This is a genomic window from Porphyromonas sp. COT-290 OH860, from assembly GCF_000768935.1.
In the GTDB taxonomy this organism is placed as follows: Bacteria; Bacteroidota; Bacteroidia; order Bacteroidales; family Porphyromonadaceae; genus Porphyromonas.
Window position 1 is genome coordinate 12,370 of record NZ_JRAR01000071.1, and the last position, 19,413, is coordinate 31,782.

Below are 19,413 nucleotides of genomic sequence, written 5' to 3' on the forward strand. Positions count from 1 at the left end.
CCTAGGAGGCTCTAGATTGTGTCCGACTTCGTTTTGGCACTCCTCTCCAGTCCAATGGAAATAACCACCTAGAACGATACATTTGCAAACGCTTAATATACAAACAAATAAAACATGATCACAGTTGATTTTATGCCTTCGTGTCGCCCTTTTGAGGATTTCTACCCATCAATCTTCTCGGATTAGTGGGCACATTGGCGAGAATTAGCCCACTAATCCGAAAAAGTCTTCCCTTTAATTTCCCTATATCGTCGCCTTGATCTCCCAAAACCTCCCTACCGTCCGACTAAATTTCAGCGTAATTTGTTTACACACTTTAACCAAAAACTCGAAAAGTAGATTTCTCGAATCTTCGGATTTTCAACGCTGCACGCAGCGTTGCTACAAGGCAGAGCTAGCAAACCGAAAAGGCGATTGATAATAATCTTGTAGCAACACCTCGGGCTGTGTCGCGTGAGGGATTGTCCACCGGCCTCTACCCTCGAAACTGTTTAGTCATGAGGGTGATTGTTTTTACAGATATAAATTCTAACAAACTCTTTTTTATTAGTAAGTTATTTGATGAAATATCTGTACCTTTGTGGTAGCTCAACTAAATAGATAAAATGCAATGAGAACAAATCTTAGTTCGCTTATCAAACTTACAGAGATCCCCGAGCAGTATTATCGCCCGGCCAATGCTCTAGAAGAGGCCGTCCTAACACGTTACGAGAAGATCCCAACTTTCATCGGAGAAAACGATAAGGAAGCCGCTACCCTACTAGCGCGTGAGGTGGCAGAAGGTATTCGTACCAAGGCTGCTGAGGGTAAACAATACATACTCGGACTATCGGGAGGCGAATCTCCTGTGATTGTTTATCAGAAGCTAATTGACCTGCACAAAAACGAAGGCCTTAGCTTCGACAACGTAGTAGCGGTGCTCGGCTATGAGTACTACCCACTTGGCGCTAATGCGGCTCAGGGCTGTTTGGCTAAGGTGCGTGAGGAGTTTCTCAACCACGTAAACATCAAAGCCGAGCATATCCTAGCGCCCAATGTAGCTCTACCAGTAGAGCAGATTAGCGCCGAGTGTGCTGGCTTCGAAGCACGCATTGACGAGCTTGGCGGGTTGGATATGATCATTCTTGGTATCAGCACGACCTCAAGCATCGGCTTCAACGCCCCCGGCACCAACGCCAACACCTACACACGCCTCGTGGTGCTAGACCCAGTTGCTCGCAAGGAGGCTGCCAAGAGTATGTTCAACCACCTAGACGAGGTGCCACAGAGTGCCATTAGCCTAGGGCTAGCCTCTATCCTCAAGGCTCGTCGCATCGCTCTAGTGGCTTGGGGCGATAGCAAAGCCAAGCAGATTGCCCAAGCTATCGAGCAGCCACAAAACGACCTTGTACCTGCCTCTATCCTACAGCAGCACAACAACGCCCGTGTGTACCTAGACCTTGGCTCGGCCTCGCTCCTGACACGCATCAACCACCCTTGGCTGGTAACGAGCTGCGTGTGGAACAAGAAGCTCATTCGCCGTGCTATCGTATGGCTCTGCGAGATCACAGGTCTACCTATCCTCAAGCTCACCAACAAGCACTACACCGACCACGGTCTAGGCGAGCTGGTAGCCAAGTATGGATCGGCGTACAACGTAAACATCAAAGTTTTCAACGACATTCAGCACACCATCACGGGCTGGCCCGGAGGTAAGCCCAATGCCGACGATACCAATCGCCCAGAGCGAGCCAACCCATACCCCAAGCGTGTGATCGTCTTCAGCCCACACCCCGACGATGATGTAATCTCCATGGGAGGAACATATCGTCGCCTCGTGGAGCAGGGACACGACGTACATGTAGCCTATCAGACCTCTGGCAACATTGCCGTGGGCGACGAGGAGGTAATCCGCTATGTGAGCTTCCTGCGCAATGTGTGCAAGCACTACGGCCGTGAAGATGACCCCGTACTACAGAAGGCAGAGGAGATCCGTGACTTCTTGATGAACCACAAGAAGGAGGGTGAGCCTGAGCGTCTGGACGTGCGCTTCATGAAGGGTAATATCCGCCGTGAGGAGGCTCGCACAGGTAGCCGCTTCGTAGGTCTAGATGACGACCATATCCACTTCCTCGACCTACCATTCTACGAAACTGGTTTGGTTAAGAAGAATGACCTCAGCGAGGCAGACATCACGATCGTCAAGAACTTCATCGAGAGTATCAAGCCTCACGAGATCTTCGTTGCTGGCGACCTTGCCGACCCACACGGCACACACAAGGTGTGTCTAGATGCAATCCTAGGGGCTATCGACCTATTCAAGCACGAGAAGTGGTACGCCGAGGACTGCCGTGTATGGATGTACCGTGGTGCTTGGGCAGAGTGGGAGATCGAGCACATCGAGATGGCTGTGCCAATGAGCCCAGAGGAGCTACGCTTCAAGCGCAATAGTATCCTCAAGCATCAGAGCCAAATGGAGTCTGCGCCATTCCTTGGCGACGACGAGCGCCTATTCTGGCAGAGATCGGAAGACCGCAACCGTGGTCTGGCTCAGCTCTACGCAAGCCTCGGTCTAGCTTCGTACGAGGCTATTGAGGCCTTCGTACAGTATCATACGGTAGACTAGCTATATTTACCTATCATAAAGTCTAGGGGGCTGTGTCGAATATCACATTCGGCATAGCCCCCTAGAGGCATTAAGTATGGGACAATGAAAGGATTACTATATACACTTCTACTAGAAGGGCTATTCGTTGCCTCTCCTTTGCTGGCACAAACCAACTACGATAGCCTAATGCGTCGCTCTGGGCTAGTCGATGTGCAGAGCCTAGAGCCAAGTATCGGGGTAGAACTCAAGTACAGCACATCGGACAACTTCGTCGGGCGAGATATGTACGGCTCACTAGAGCGTGCTTATCTAGAACGAGGGTTTGCCGAACGAATTGCTCAAGCACAGCGCCTGCTAACCAAGCGACGCCAAGGCTATCACCTGCTGATCTACGATGCTGCACGACCGATGAGCGTGCAAGCTGCCATGTATGCACTGGTGGAGGGAACGCCTCTAAGTATCTACGTTGCCCCAGCCAAGCGAGGCGGTCGGCACAACTATGGCGTAGCGGTAGATCTGACAATCGTAGATGATAAGGGGAAACCGCTCGATATGGGTTCGCCATTCGATCACTTCGGTGCAGAGGCGCACGTTGGTAGTGAGGACTCCTTAGTCAAGGCTGGGCGTATGTCGGCAGTAGTTCGAGCTAATAGGCGGCTACTCTACTCCATTATGAGTGAGGTGGGCTTGCGACCCTATGACAAAGAGTGGTGGCACTACCAAGAGCGCATCTCAATGACCGAAGTAAGGCGACGCTATAAGCGGCTCGACTTCTAGAGAGTAGTAAGGAGCTATTGAGTGAGGTTGAAGCGCAGACTAACCCCAAAGGAGGTATTACGCACGGGGAAGGCGGAGGCGCTAACTAGAGGACGGTTGCTCGTCCATTCGAAGTAAGCCTTTAGGGCGAGCATACGGCTTAGGTCGTACTCGGCACTTAGGCTCAGACGGCTATCCACATTGCCAGAGTTGGCTTGTGTATAGTCGTCTTGTATTTTACGGATTAGGCTTAGGTTGTGTCGGTAGCTGTAGTCGGCACGCAGGTTCAGCCCCTTGGCAGAGGTGGAGGTATTGCCCTTGGTGCTACTACCACGGCGTTTGCGCTTGGCCTTGGCAGGAGAGAAGAGGGCTTTGATGTCGGCTATCTTGTAGCTGGCGCCGAGGTTGAGCTCGTTGGAGCTGGTCTCAATCAGGCGGAAAGCCGATAGGTTGAGCGTTACAGAGCGGTTGCGCCTCCACTGCGTCGTCAGCGTCAGCCCGTTCTCCAGCGTGATGTCTATGCCTAGCAGGGGGAAGAAGCTCTCTTGGATCGTGATTGAAGCGATGTCGTAGGGCAAACTTAGGCGGGGCTTACCACTTGCACTCGCTTGGTCTGGCACGTAGCCAAACGTTGAAGCCCGATCGCCAACCCAGCTCGGGAAAGAGGTGTAGTTGTCTACTCGGTAGGTACCTCGATAGGCGTGGCGGAGTGTAACGTTGCTGAAGAACTTCTTGAGCGCCTCGATCTTATTCAGCCCATTGTAGGTAACATTCCAGTTAGGGAGCATAGATAGTAGATCGGGCAGTGGGTTTAGATCTATGCCACCAGCTCCACTCGACTGGGTATAGGCCGAGCGGAAAGCAGGAATCAGTACTGCCGAGGCATTACGGTCTACCTGTATATTCTCTTCGTTGATGGTCTGACCTGCCCAACCACCTTGAGCGAGAAAGCCTTGGTTTGGGTAGCTATCGCCGTAGGCCTCCTCTTTGAGGCGACTGACCACGGCATCACGTGAGGCCAAAAAGCGATCGAACTGAGCAGAGCGATAGCCAGAGTTTGCCTCAGGCGAAGAGAAGATTCCCTTGAGCCCTATGGTAGTCATCACGAAGTCGCCACCGAAGAGGCGTGGGCGTCCCTCGTACATATATTGTAACTCGGTGCGATCCGTTCGGGTGTGATTGGCCGATAGACTGATATTCAGGTCACGAATGGGCTGTATCGTGGCCTTGATGTCTAGCACTGCCGAGCGAGAAACCACGGCGGGCTGTACGTTTTGCTGGTCGTGTGAGAGCCAACCTCTCTCGGCAGCCCTATCTATGTAGTCTTCGTCCGTGAAGCCAAGCGCAAAGCCCACACCGGGCGACATCACACCGCTCGTGTTTTGCCCCAGAGCAGCACCAATGCTGGGCAAGAAGCCCGGCAGATGCGTAGAGCCCGTATGGCGATATGATAGGCTCACGTCCTTAACCATCAGCAGAGTGTAGACTGATCGATCGATGATAGCACGTAGTGTCGGATTCATTTCCTTGGGCGGCTCAGGCGTTAGGGTCAGAGTCAGCGTAGAGCTATCCGTACCGAATACCTTAATGGTCTTATCGTCCACCAGCTCTGTCTTGATCGGACGCACTAGTCCTGTGCTGTCTTTGGCAACGATCCTCATGCGCTTCGTACCAAGTCCGTGCGCTACCACGAGAGTAGAGTCGGGCAGTAGGTTGAGCGTTTTGACGAAGCTCTTGGGCTTAGGCTTCTCTTTCTTGCGTTGAGAGGAGGAACTGTTGCTATTGAACTTCAGCTCTAGCCCCTTGAGATACTTACTCTTGGCATAGAGGTTCTTCAAGCGAAGCTGGCCAGAGAGCTCGAGATTCATCTGATTCGTAATGACATTCGGCAGACGCAGTTGCTCCTTGGGTAGCTCCGCCCCGAGTGTCCAGTTGTACGCCCCCGAGTAATTGCCCTGAGCATTGATCCAGTTGAGCGGCTCAATCGCAGAGGTTGGTAGAGTGTAGGTCAGCGAAGTAGTTTGGGCGTAGCGCATCGGCGTTCCCAGCTCCTTGATGCTTTTATCTACCGCATACTTCCACTGCGCATAAGCATCGGGGTTCAGCTCTCGATTGACCTGCACGTGTGGCTCTTCGATACGGGCGTCCGTTCCCGTGGCGAGGGTAAAAATGAGGTTGGGGGTGAGATTCCAATTCAGATTGAGCTTGCGATACCAGACGAACTGCTGTGAGAAGCTCACGGGGAGCTTGGTATCGCCTGCGGCATCGATGTGGTTGCGCAGTTGCTCCTCCTCATAAGAGCGGATCATCGAGGTCTGCAGGTTCAGCCTGCTAGGCCACAGATTTAGGCCATACTGCTTGAGGTAGCGAGCCAGAGCGCCGTTGCCCTTGAGCGAAGCGAAGGGACGAATCGAACGCCACTGTGGGCTAAAGTCGTAGTTAAGGCCAGCTTGCCAGTTGATTTGATGCAAATATTCCGTCTGCGGATTCTGCACTTCGGTGAAGTTGTGCGAAAAGTTGGCCGAGAGGTTAGCAGGGTCGTAGGGCATTGGCTCCTTGCTTCGGATGCCGACGTTGATGTTACTTAGGCTGAGCGATCGGGTAATACGGCGGTCGATGGCGTAGTTCATGATCGAATCCCTCTGTGCACTCGTGGCGACTGATTCTAAAGCCTCCTTGAGCTTGACGTCCTCGTCCATCGGATTGTACTGAGGCGTGTTCTGCTCGTCGGTGATGTTGTAGTAGACGGGGATAGAAACCTTGGCCTTCTCTGGGAAGAACTTCCCAAGCTCTAGGTTCGTAGAGAGGTTGATGCTACGGCGGTCCTCGATCTGACGTTCGCTCAGAGATTGGTCGATCGCCCCAAAGCCTGCGGTAGACATCTGCCCACGCAGGTTAAATGCCCCCAAATCGGATAGCTGAACCGCTAGGTTGGCGTTGGCCGCCCAACCGCCCTCTTCGTGGTAGTCGCCCACACGCAGCTCATTGACCCATACTTCGACGCTACGCACCTCTCCGCTATTATTGCGTAGACCAATCATGATGGTACGCACGTTGGAGAGGGACGGATTGCCGAGTATGCTGATACTATTATTCGTGGCGTCGGGATCGGGCTGGCTGAATAGCTCAAAGAGCGAGATGCCTGCCTGCCCACGTGCGACAGCTTCGTTGCGCTTGCGTTTGTGAACGATCAGGCCATCTAGGTCGATATTAACAAAGTTGGCATCGGGCCAGACACGCCTCTGGTCTACGTCCGAGTAACCATTGTATCTACCCGACTGAGTCAGCTTGAGCGGAACGGAGTACTCGTAGTAGTTGTTGCGGTAGTCCGAGCCAAGACGTACAAAGACCGATATATCTCCGTCTTGGGTATTTGTATTGTCCTCGACGAGCTGCTCGGCGTGGACGAAGAGCTGTAGGCGGCGATAGCGTCGTAGATCGTAGGAGGTATTGCGGTAGATCGCACGTGCATCGTCGGGTGCGATCTGGCGGAGCTTGAGGCTGAGTGACTGCTCATTGAGCTGAGTGCTCTGCGTTTGTTGGGCATCGAGCGAGCGAGGCACACCCGGGGGCAGCACGTAGTTGATGGGCGTTCGGTCGCCGTCTGCCTCGATATTGACAGCACTAACCGAGATCTGCGCCTTCGTAATGGGTGCGACCTTGCCGTGTAGAGGCTGATCGTACAGACGCCAGTCACCACGCACCAGATGCAACGCTCCGAAGCGCAGATTGGTCTGTTGGGCAAAGCCCTTGAGGTAGATGCGCATAAAGCGCATCGAGCGCAGGTCCGAGATCCCCCCAATAGCCGAGGTGTACTGCGATAGGGGTACTTTGAACTGATACCAAGTAACCTTAGAGTTCTGCCCACTGCGCAGACGAACATCTGCCTCTCGGCTAGCCACGATATAGTTCTGCCCCACACGCAAGTCCTCTGGGCGAAGCGATATTTTGTACTCGTAGTAGCGATCTAGCTCGTTGAGGTTATTGTCTTGGTTGATGTCCTCGACATCAGGAGCCACACGGCTCGCCACACTGTAGTCGCTAGAGCCTGTGGCCTCGGCGGAGTTGCCCTCTACGCCGTTGTAGTACTTGTAGCGATCGAGGATAGAGAGGCGTGCAGCATCGAAGTCGTCTCCGCGATAGTGGTGGAAGTTGTCGCCCCCCGGGTCATTGATTGGGCTAAACGGATCGCCAGCCCACCGACCGAGGGTCTCGCCCGAAGCGATACGCTTGAGCTGATCAAGGTAGTTCCTATAGCTCTCGTGCTGCTGCTCCTCGGCAGTGGTAAGGCCATTGAAGCCGACGTCCTGCTTAGCTCTTGCCCCGGGAGCATTGTCGAACGAATACCCTACGCTCTGCCTGCGAGGCACACGCCCCCAAACGGTCGTTTCCATGGCCGTAGGGTCATCGGTAAGGGGAATACCATTCTCGAAGAACTTCTTCTCGTCCTTGAGTATATCCTCGGATATATCCCCGAGGTTGAAGTACAAATCTCCTCCCTTAGCACCTGTGCTGTGGACAAATGGATCCATCAGCCAAAACTCAAGATACTCGACATTGGAGGCCTCGAAGTCGCTTTGGTCAATCTTGCGCATGATACCACCCCAGCTCTCCTCTGGTTTGTCTAGTAGCCCCGAGGGAAGCATACGTTCCAGACCTAGATTGTATGGGCCTCGCTCTTGGGGGTAGAAGCTCAGATTGAGTGTCTGCAAGAAGCTCACCTGATTGACATTGAGATCTCGGTAAGGGAATAGCTCACGCATCTCTACCTCACGCACGAAGTGGTTACTTACCAGCTCAGGATTGTTGCGAATGTAAGACGGCGTGAGGCTACTGCGCTCTCGTGTGAAGATGGGGTCAATGTTGTACCACGACAGCAAGGCTCGATCGTAGCCCGTAGCTAGATAGTCGCTCGGTGAGGTCAGCTGACGAGAAGCATCGAAGGGGACAGAGGCCAGCGACCAAGCGTACGGATTCATCAAGTCAATCTCGCTGCGTGAGCTCTCGAAGTCGTCGAGATAGCTATTACCCTGCGCATAACGGCTCTCGTAGTGGCCCGGGATTAGATGAGCGAACTCTGCGTCTAGACTAATCTGCGAAGCAGTCGTCAGGTCTAGCAGAGGGAGCTTGTCGAGCATATTGGTCAGCCACTGGCTCTTGGTGCGCCAGCTGAGGTTCGTCCCCCAAAGGAAGTTTTGCATCGACTCATCGCCCAGATTGGTCTTGGTGGTCAGAGGGAGCTCCGAGAGATACATCGCCGTGGCTCCTAGCTGCAACTGAGGCGTGAGCTGATAGCCAAGGTCTAGCCCCAACATTGTCTTGCGCTGCGTGCCGAAGCCTCCACTATCCTCTAGGCTAACCTCCACGGGAGTGCGTGCGCTCTGGATCTGCGTGTTGATGATCTTCACTACACCCGAGAGATAGTCTACCGTATAGTCTACATTCTCCTGTAGAGTAACGCCTCCTGCCGTTACACGAACCGTCCCGGGGGTTACATTCATAGCTCCGAGCGCAATCTCTCCACTACCCGATGCCTTGTATTCGCCCCTCAAAATGTACTTATTCTTCTCTGCCACCTGCTGAGCCTTTACCTTAGTCTGGGTATATAGCTCTCGATAGACGAACTCGTCCCCTGCATTCTGCTCGGCTAGAGTCTGACCAAATGGCTCGACCGAGGGGAAGTAGATCAGACCTCTATTGGCATTGACGGTCAGCCCCTCCACATAGTCGAAGCGGCCATCGCTGTGCTGCTGCTCACGCTGATTGATTTTGTCCAAGCCCAACACCTCTAGTAGCCTCTGCCCCTTGAGGCTCCCAGAGGGCAGGTAGGGGACATAGCTACCCGTGCCGTCGCTACGATAGAGAACGTCTAGACGGAAGCCCTCGGCTTGGAGGTTGTACACCCCTGCACCTAGGCTGTAGACGTTGCGCATCATATTCTCCCAGTAGGGTGCATTGGGGCTCATATTGCTCCCCTTGATGAGCTTGACGAAGAGGTTGTCGGTAGATTGATCAGGTCTATCGGACGAAAACTCGCCCACACGATAGAGCTGACCATTGTAGGTATATTCGTAGGCCACGGCTAGCACCTCATCACTCTGGAGCTTAGAGGAGAGTGTAATGTAGCCAAGACTTGCGTTTAGGTCGTATTCGCTCTCGCCGAGCCTGCGAGCAGACTCGAGCTTGTCGTAGTCCGACCCTGCGGTCAGCTTGCCTGATAGCACTCGGGTTACCTGATCGATGCGTCGTAGCTCGGGGTCGGCACTTAGAGTGCTGTAGAGGTCATTGGCAGAGTTGCGTGGGTATAGGCTCCCCGAGTTGGTAATAGTAATCGAGGGATTGTGCACACGCCGAGCATCGCCAAGGTCGGCGAAAGCCACTACGTTGCGAGCATCGTCGTACCGCCCACGTTTGTTCGTCACCCAGACCTCTACGCGATTGATCTTGACGGCAGAGCGCACGTATGGAAGCGAGCGCAGCGCTTCGTTGTACTGCTGGCGGAAGAAGTCCCCGAGGAAGAAGTGCCTATTCTCATCGTAGTTGGCAGCCGATAGCTCGAAGCTCGTCGTCTGCGCTCCTCCCTTGGTGGCGATGCGTTTGCGCTGTGTACGCTGCTGGCTGACTAGCATATCGAGAGTTAGCTTACCAAACTGCATCTTACTATGCACCCCGAAGAGAGCTCCTCCACCGTTGATGAGCGAGTTCTTGGGCTGCATCGATACATTACCCGCCTCGATGAGCTTGACGATGTCGTCCTCCTCGCCCTCGAAAGCCAATTTGAGCTTCTTGGAGTCGAAGTCGAAGGTGCTGGCTGTATTGTAGTTGAGGTTGAAGTTGAGCTTATTGCCTACAGAGGCCTGCACACCTGCTTGGATCTTCTCGTCGAAGTCGAAGAAGGTATTGCGCCGAGCACGCTCACTTACTGAGGGGTTGTCGGTGGCGTTGCTTTTGATGCCAGCCGATAGCTCTGCCGAACCTTGCAGGCGTAGCTTCACTCCGCCGGGGCCGAAGATGCGCTCCGCTGGCCCTATCCCAAACTCCATATCTAGCGGGTTGAAGCCTTTTTTCTTTTGCTTGTCTTCCTCGGGGCGATTGAGCAGGCCAAAGTAATGGGCATCGCTACGCTTAGCCATATAGGCCATAAATTCGGCTGGAGTATAGGGGATAGGAGTACCTAGGCGTTGCTCGCCTAGGTAAGTCGTCAGTAGATAAAGGTTAGTTCTGGGATCGTACTCAAATCGTGTGGTCAGGTTCGACGGACGCCGAGGTGAGAAGACGGACGCCTCTCGGCTTATATCTTCGGCACTGGAGGGCAGAATAACACGAGGAGAAATAACCTTGACGCTATCTCCCTTGCTCTTGCTCTGTGCAGAGGCGTGACTAAGCCCCAAGGTCAGACAGCCTAACCCTACACACAGCACTTGTATCAGCTTTCTGCGCTCCAACCCTAATCCGTATTCCTGATTTGCCGTACTATATTAAACGAACAAAGATACTTAAAAATTGCACAGACTAGCAGGCCTCGCACCCTCTAAACTAGTGTGCAAATAGGCTGCTTGGACAGGTATGCCAAAGATCTATTTGGAGATTACTCACCTATCCTCCCGATGACTAAGTAACGGAACAGAGAGGCCAATGCATATCACACCAAACACCTAGGGGAGGGACGAAAAAAGCCTTAGAGCTGATCCCCTCTTGGTTTCCCACAAGCGAATCAAGCCTAAGGCTTCCTTTCACTAAATTTTAACGTAGCTTGGCGAGCCACGCCCATCGTTGATCATGGGTGATGGGGATCCCGCGGGGATTAATTTCAGTCGCCCTCAGGGGCGTACTGCAGCTTTCCTCGAAGCCTTTAATAGCTTTGCAGGTCTTCTGACTCACAATCTCGCCTCGGTCTACCTTCCCAGTAGCACAGAACTACCAGTGGTATCGACTCGACCAAAGGCTTGACGATCGTACACAGCAGCGGGACTGTCCGAGATTCGCACTCGATTCCCTTTTAAGCTCCAGCCCCCACATCAATAGACGCCAAGGCAAGGAACACAAAGCCGACGGCAAAGGTAAGCATTTTATCTATCTATCACAAAACTAGCAGATAGAATATGTTATCCTAGCTAGAGGTCTATACGACTAACCTAGGACTTGGCAATAGCCTTAATGTGCAGCGCAGCAAGACGGAAGAGGGAGAAGCAGAAGCCACCTATCCATGCCTCTCGTCTAAGGGCATCAAGGCGGTGTACAGTGTATGCTCATTCGTCTACTTTTTAGTTAAGGAGTGTTAAAGATTTACTAACGGATTTAAGAGAATAAAGCCCAAGTTTATAAAGGAGCTCTGGGCGACTAAAGGAAATCGAAGGGAAGCCCTTGCCCTATTGGTGGGCTAATCCGCCGAGGTGTGTCCACTGATCCGAAAAGATTGATGGGAAGAAACACCTCAAAATGCGGTTCAAGCCCATACAAGCGCCGAAAAATCCCCCATATACAACTGAATACCAGCATACTAAAAACAAGACGATTTAAGGCAGGTATTTTCATTCGGTGGGGGCAAGGAGCCTAAACGAGGTAGGACGCCATACAGAGCCTCGTAGGCGGCAAATATAGGATTTGACACTTTTAGTCCTCTCGGACGGGGAGAACATAGGCAGTGTGTCTAAACACACTCCAGAGTGTTAAATATCGCAAACGACAATACGCCACTGCACAGAAGTTCTAAAGAGCTAAGGCTAAACAAGTAGATTGACGGCTCGTAGCCTAGAGTTAGATGATCTGGCTCTCTTGGCTAACCTCTAGGCTACGACTCTGGGACCAGAGCACCAGAAGAGCCAAGAGAGAGAGCACAGCCTCAACCCCGAAGAGCGCCGTGTAGCCGAAAGCATCAGCCATACGTCCACTCAGAGCAGCCACGATCAGCCCACTGAGATGGGTAATCATAATCTGGATTGTGAAGTCCGTTCCCTCAAGCTCTGGGCGTACCCGATCCATCGCCAGCGTATAGATCCCCACAGACGATAGGCCATAGGCACCCCATACCCAAGCAATCGCCACATACATCTGTATCTCGGAGGGGATACCAAGAGATATATACCAATAGAATAGGGCTGCCATTAGACTAAGACACAAGAAAGATGCTAGAGCCCTCAGGTGCCCCATTCGTCTTAGGAGCAGACCGCCAGCCATAGCACATAGCGCTGCCACAGCAGAGCCGAAGACACCGAGCATCACGGCGATACGCTCTGTCGAGTAACCTAAATCAACCATAAAGGGCTTAACCATCGCCATAACACCGATGATGCCCGAGTAGTAGAGCAACAGGAGCAAGATATGTCGCTTGCTAGATAGAGATGTGAAGAAACCGGGGATATCTCGCAAATTAATGCTGCGGCGGCTGCGTGGTGCAGACTCATATAGCCGATCTCGTCGCCTGCGCAGCCACAGTGGGAGAACAGCTAATACAATAAACATAGCCAACAAACTAAGCACCCACTGCCAGCCTAGATGATGATAAGCTACCAGCAATACCCCCGTACCGAAGAGGCTACCGACGAAGCTCCCCCCAGCCTGCATGCTATTACCTAGCCCACGCTCAGAACCTCTGAGCGAGAGTATTGCATACTTATCCACCGCAATATCCTGCGTGGCGGAGGCAGCGAAAGAGAGGATTACCAAAAGGAGTATGAGGCCAAAGTTCGTCTTGAGCTCAAGCAGCCCAATACCAAGAATGATGCAGGCGTAGAATAGCTCCGAGAGTATAATCCAGCGCCTAAGGCTTGTATAGTCACGAGCACGATGATCGACCACGGGCGCCCACAGGAGCTTGACAATCCACGGCAGCTTAATGAGCTGCAGTAGCCCAATCTGCGAGAGTGAGTACTGCTCCTGCCTCATAATGACAGGTAATACCGTAGAGAAAAAGGCCATCGGTATAGACTGGGCGATGTACAGACAGAAGAGCGTCGGGAGCTTGAAGGGATCTCTGGGCCTCATATCTAGGATAGATCTATCATGTGTGCAGGTAGAGGTCTAAAGAGAGAAGTGGAGCGTAGCACCAAGCTGCAAGGGGCGACCAGCTTGGGCGAAGCCCTGACGAGTTTTGCTCATCTGCAACGCAAAGTAGTGCGCCAGATAGTGCGTGTTGGTAAGGTTCTCCCCCCAGAGATCTAGGCGAGCGAACGGAAGCTCAAGCGAGAGGCGAGCCGAGAGCAGGCTGTAGTAGTTCTGCACAAGAGTATTCGCCTCATCGTAGTAGATCTTGCCTGCGCCCTTGTACTGAGCAGAGATATGTAGCGCTCGCACCCAGCTAGTTTGGGCGATGTCTATGGCCTTGCGTAGCTCCAGCGAAACGGTATTCTCCGGGGCATAGGGCAGGCGCTTGTCCTTATGGTCGGTCTTGGCATCACGCCTATTCTCTATGAACTTAGCATCAGTCAGACCATAGGCTCCGATCAGCTCGAAGCCGTAGAATGGGGCTGTCCGCAGGCTTAGCTCTAGGCCTCGGCTACGGCTATGACCAGCATTCACGAGCATAGCTCCGCCAACGCTCACAGAGCGATAAATCTGTTGGTTGCTCCAGTCGATGAAAAAGAGTGAGAGCTCGCTAAAGATACGCTTGCCGAGCCAAGACGACTTGAGCCCGACCTCATAGTTCCAGCTCTGTTCGGGATCGAATGTGATGTCCTCCATTGTCTCGAAGCTCGTATTGAAGCCCCCAGTCTTGTAGCCTCTAGCTGCGGTGGCGTAGGCGGTATGGTTGCCGATCTGGTAGCTTAGGGCGAGCTTAGGGAGTAGCTCCACCGAGGATAGAGGGCCGAAGCGCTCGTCTGCCTTGATTGTTGGTTTACCGGCAACCTCGGCTTGGTGACGGAAGTCAAGCACATCACGCTCGGCATCGAGCCTTAGGCCAGCTGTTAGGCTCAAGCCAGAGAGCCCGAGATCTCTCGCCGAGGCTTGCAGATATAGGGCTCCACCAGCTATACTGTGCTTATTGTGCTTGATGTCGGCAGCCTTCTGAGCGATGCGGTCTACCTTGACGTCCATATCAAAGTACTGGTAGAATCCATTGAGCCCCACCAGCAGGGAGAACCGCTCCGAGGGATTAAGGCGCAAGCTGATGTCTTGAGCCACGAGGTGCTGCTTCTGCCTCTGCTCTACATAGACGGCACGAATGGGGCTAAAGTCTTGGTCAATATACTGCCTATCCCTAAAGAATTGGTACGAAGTCGTGGAGATTAACTCTTTGCCTGCGTCACGATATTTGAGGACGAGGGCGTCCGAGAGCATCATACGCTCATAGCCGCTCTCATCGCTGTGGGCTATGGGGGATAGTTTTTGGGTCTTGGCATCGTACTGAGTGTAGGGATAGCCACCTTGGTCACTGTGCTCTAGGCTAAAGATATTCTCTAGGGAGATCTTGTGGTTGGGGAGATAGTTGAGCCGGTTGCGCAGGCCGTAGGACTTCATGCGGTCGATCGGCTTGCCTAGATGCTCATTGCGGAAGAAGCCATCTCGATGCACAGCATGCCCACTAAGGGAGTAGGCAAAGGTCTCTAGGGGACGAGCATAATAACCGACCGAGGCACTATGATCTCCGTAGGTCGCAGTTTGTAGGCGCAGGTCTAGACCTTGGTAATCGACTGGCGACTTGGTGCGGATATTGATGATCCCCCCCATAGTATTGCGGCCGTACTCGGTGCCTTGAGGCCCACGAAGCAGCTCAATGCGGTTGATATCGTAGAGGTCAAAGTTCATCACGGCTTTCTCGTAGTAGGGGACGTGGTCTACATACAGCCCCACCGATGGAGCATTGATACGAGAGCCAATGCCTCGCACATAGACCGGCGATGTCAGCTTGCTACCATAGTCGCCCATGAAGAGGTTGGGCATCACGAGGCTCAAGCTAGGGACAGACTGTAGCCCAGTACGCAGGATCTCCTCACTGGTGAGCACACTCACCGAGGCAGGCAGACGCTTGAACTTAAAGCCTGCTTTCGATGCCTCAATGAGCACATCATGTAGCTCTACGGTATCCGTAGGGAGCGGCTCGCTAGCGTATACACCTAGACTCTGGAGCATCAGTGCGACAGAAAAGATAAACTTGTATATTTTTACCATTCTATATTTTGATTTATTTCACAAAATTAGCCTCTCAATGGGCTAATTTGAGGTCATTATATATAAGAAATCTGGCTTGCACTAACTCTGTAGTACAAGCCAGACCCAATAATAATCTGTAAAACAAATCTATATCACACACCCATTACCCGAGGCTACTGCTGCGACTCTGCTCGCCCGATGTTACATAAACATACTAACGCCTATGGCGATAAGCCATTATTGTCCGAATAGAGCAAGCATCTAGACCTAGTGCCTAAGTAGCCATTTGGTACTGGCCGAAGCCTCAGCCCCACCATCAGAGCCAATCCACAGCCTGATCAGGTAGGCACCGCTGGGGAGAGAAGTTAGGCGACCTGCATCGAGCGCAGAGAGATCGATGCGATAGTCTGCACCGTTGGTGGACGAGGCTACGAGCTGTATCTTGTCGTAGCTCCAGATCATCTGCCCAAGCATATCATAGATGCCGATACGAGCTTGCAGATTCATGCCTGCCAAGCTGTGTCTGAGCCGTAGACTAGGCGTCTGCCCTCCCTCACTCTTGGCAATTAGCTCGAGCGACTCGATGCGAGGAGCCAGAGCAGGCTCAACCCTAAAGGCGAATTGTACTCGTGTAGCATTGTTGTACACGTCCCAGACCTCCAGCTGCGCCGTATGATCTCCAGCCGATAATCCCTCAAGTACAAACTTAACCTCGCCAAGCCCTTCCTCCTGAAGCGAAGCCGTATAGTAACGAGAGAGATCGTAGCTCTGGTCTGCCTTACCATCTATCGTGAGCATTGGGCGATGCCCTAGCCCAGAGGTCGAGAGATTGATTGCGCTGCCATCACGCAGAGCCACCTCAAGCAAAGCAGACGATGCCACCAGTGGTGTCTTAGAACCCAGCACATCTTGCCCCGACAGACGGATCGAAAGGAGCTCTGGGCTATCGGTATCGTCGAGTGTTTGCTGAGCTCTACCGGTCTTGATGACGAAGCTTCGTGACAGGCCTACGCTCTCCACTCCTCGCTTATCGTCACGAGCATATAGGCTGATACGCCCCTTACGCCCAGAGTAAGCGACATCTTTGGGGACACTAAACTCCAATGTATAGCGTCCGTCCTCTATCTTCGTCCCTCCGGTGTAGATGATGTTTCGGTAGTCACGGTAGCGAGTAGGACTTGTTTCGGTATTGCGGCGATTGAAGTTGTCTATCGTTTCGAGCTCTTCTTCGCCATCGTACACCCAGACTTCTAGCTTGCCCGAGAAGTCGCCATCGACATCTCCACTAGGTGTCTGCACATATCCCTCGATACGCACCCGCTCTAGAGCGTGTAGATCAACGAGCTTATCCTCCTCGAGGTCTTGCGAGGCGAGGCGATTGACCTTTAGATGTGCTGGAGGCACGGCAATGTAGGTCAGCGGAGAGCCCAGAAGTACGAAGTTGAGCCTATTCTCCGGAGTGGAACGTAGACGAAGACTATTTTTGGCGTCGCGAATAACCAAACCCAAGGGCCGAGGTTTGCCCTGAGCATCAGGGGTGAATAGCTCCTTGAGAATGGCAGTATTGAGCATTTGGTTGGGAATATCCCACACGACTCTAGTAGTAGAGAGCAGGGCTACCCCACCACTCGTAGGGTGTAGTAGAATCTCTTCGCCAGCCGAGGTCGAGAAGGCGTCGAAATTGGCGAAGTCGCAGGTCGCCGTGATCCAGAGCGGCAAGTGCGGATAGGAGAAGTTTTGAATATCACTCATCGAGAGTACACGCTCGTCTGCCCAAGACTGCGGATTGCCGTGTCCATTGTAGTTGGCGATCAGCACCCCTTCCTGCAAAGCGTCCATCAGAGCTTTATGTGCTCCCGGTACGGTGGTTCGTCCACCTACATTGACACGAGGATAGGCAGCCATGTAGATCTTGCGCAGCTGTAACTCGGGCACCTGGCTCTCAAGCCCATCGCTAATCTCGATACTCTGGCGTGTGTGGCTGTTGCCGTCACCATTATCGGCAACGAAGGCAGCACGCATCTTCCACGATCCGTAGTCACCTCCTCTGTCGTAGCCGATGATTTTGTCTATAACCGTCCGTGCTTGAGCAGGCGAACGCACGGGCAATCGGCCCACACCGACGTCCATCTCCAGCTCGTGTAGTAGTGGATAGCGAAGAACATCGGAGTAGTAATCCTTCTTGAGCTCTTCGTCTGCAAGCACTCCGAAGTAGTCATCGGAAGTATAGCTCTCCAGATCGAGCGATGCCACCGACTGATAAGTTAGCAGAAACTCGGTGTGCTGCATCTCTGGGATCTGCCAGACGGTCGTTAGCTTTCGGTTGTCCTGTGCACCGTCCCCGATAAGTAAGATCTGCATCGGACAGTCTTCTTTGGCGTGCTCCGCCTTGTAGAGATCGTACAGCTTACGGGCAAAGAGTCTGTAGGCTGTAGCATCGGGCGTGCCTCCATTGAACTCATTGAAAATCTCCGTCTGCGTCACGACGAGCACTTTCTGACCTTTGCTCTCGTAGTAGCTCGCCAAACGGACGGATTCGGCTCTGAGCGCATCGGTCGTGATGATAAGTAGATCTGGTGCGGATGGTGTACCAATCAAATTCTGATTACCAATCCGCCCCACTAGACTGGGCTTATAGGCATCGCCCAAGCGCAGCAATAAGTATCGGCTAGGAGCACCACTGGCCGATCGTGCAGGTAGAGCAAGGCTCAGAGTGGAGCTAGCAATCTGTTGGCGCACTAGACTAGCTGAACCTGAGTCGTCCACACGCAGTAGTGTTAGACCCGACACCTGATCCATCGTATATGTGGAAGTCGCAGCCTTATCTTCTTTGTGAAGTGCCCTGCTGAAGCTCATCTGCCCACCACGATAGCTGAGTGTTCGCTCGACATTGAGCTCGTAGTAGTCTAGATGCGACGAGATCCCCTGTGCCGAGAGGGTAAAGTCGATGCGCAGATCTTCGCTAGAGAGTGGAGTGCTCTTTGCCTCGATATGGGTACGATCTATGCCATAGACTTTGTAACCACTGGAGGAAACAAGGCGATTCATCTCCTCGAGCGTGATATTCTCCTCAGCATAGGGAGCTCCGCCAATCTGTGCGCTCAGACGAGCATCCGATTTATTCGGATAGGCCATGTAGGAGAAGCGCATACGCATGCTCTTGGCTCCCGGCAGCTTGTGCGAGAAGCTCAGGCGCTGCGAGGCGAGCATACTCTCGCCATAGAGCTTACGCCCCGACTGGGAGGGCGAATACAGCTCCTGCTCATGGTGCAAGACATCGGTATAAAGCCTACTGGCTTCAGTTGCCTCACTCACTTCGGCTGCCTCCGTCTGCCCCATACGCATAGGAATGCCACCCTCACTGATGAGGTAATAGCCTTGGCGAGTATAGTGATTGATTTGATGATAGAAGAAAGTTCTATGCTGATCGTAGAGCCACGACACTGTACCCACGGCATAGAAATACAGTTTACCATCTACGAGCAGTGTGGGCACCTCTTGCAAATCTCGACCAGCCAGCCCGACGACTTGCTCTGGCAATAGAGCCCCTCCATAGCCCCACACACGCACTTTGTCTAGCTCCTTGAACCCAAGGGCAGCGATATCCGACGAGGTTAGTACATAAAGCCCACTCTGCTGCACGGCAATCTTGCTCCACTGCCCCGTCTGCATAGGGCTCTGTGACCAAGCCCTACCCCAGAGTGTGGGCAAAAGCGCCAGCAAGATGAATAGAATATTTAGTCGTCTATAAGCATTCATTGTCTAAGTAGCATATTTATTTCTGTAAGCCGAGCCTAGCACTGGGCCTAAGCCGCCAATAGAGTTAGCTAGATCCTACCTTATACTAACGCAAATCAGCCTCGAACAAATATACAAACACCTTGAGACTATTGCGCAATGCGCGGCTCAAAGGTTCTTGTATCTTTCTCGGTGTTTTTTGAGTGTTTGAGCCGCTTTGGGAGCCTTGAATACTATCCCCC

General features: G+C 52.9%; 6 protein-coding genes and 1 riboswitch. Of the genes, 2 read left to right on the top strand and 4 right to left on the bottom strand.

Annotated elements, in window-relative coordinates; translation table 11 throughout:
* Window positions 1–610 precede the first annotated feature (610 nt).
* Window positions 611–2,605: a glucosamine-6-phosphate deaminase gene (locus HQ41_RS07695; RefSeq protein ID WP_044190104.1), complete on the top strand. Its 1,995-nt coding sequence runs from the start codon at window positions 611–613 to the stop codon at window positions 2,603–2,605.
* A gap of 84 nt (window positions 2,606–2,689) precedes the next feature.
* Complete coding sequence (locus tag HQ41_RS07700) at window positions 2,690–3,364, top strand: M15 family metallopeptidase (protein WP_044190107.1); 675 nt, start codon at window positions 2,690–2,692, stop codon at window positions 3,362–3,364.
* Window positions 3,365–3,378: 14 nt separating this feature from the next.
* Here HQ41_RS07700 and sprA read toward each other — a convergent pair whose 3' ends face one another.
* The 4 genes from sprA to porU form a co-directional block, all read right to left on the bottom strand.
* Window positions 3,379–10,788 (bottom strand): cell surface protein SprA, encoded by a 7,410-nt coding sequence (gene sprA, locus HQ41_RS07705; protein ID WP_044190109.1) that lies wholly within the window; start codon window positions 10,786–10,788, stop codon window positions 3,379–3,381.
* Between the two features lie 399 nt (window positions 10,789–11,187).
* Window positions 11,188–11,391: riboswitch (cobalamin riboswitch) on the bottom strand.
* A 709-nt stretch (window positions 11,392–12,100) separates the two neighbouring features.
* Complete coding sequence (locus tag HQ41_RS07710) at window positions 12,101–13,327, bottom strand: MFS transporter (protein WP_044190112.1); 1,227 nt, start codon at window positions 13,325–13,327, stop codon at window positions 12,101–12,103.
* A 36-nt stretch (window positions 13,328–13,363) separates the two neighbouring features.
* Window positions 13,364–15,451 (bottom strand): TonB-dependent receptor, encoded by a 2,088-nt coding sequence (locus HQ41_RS07715; RefSeq protein ID WP_052405352.1) that lies wholly within the window; start codon window positions 15,449–15,451, stop codon window positions 13,364–13,366.
* 249 nt (window positions 15,452–15,700) lie between these two features.
* Window positions 15,701–19,192 carry a type IX secretion system sortase PorU gene (porU, locus tag HQ41_RS07720; protein ID WP_044190115.1) on the bottom strand — a complete coding sequence of 1,164 codons (3,492 nt, stop codon included), beginning with the start codon at window positions 19,190–19,192 and terminating at the stop codon, window positions 15,701–15,703.
* Between the last annotated feature and the right edge of the window lie 221 nt (window positions 19,193–19,413).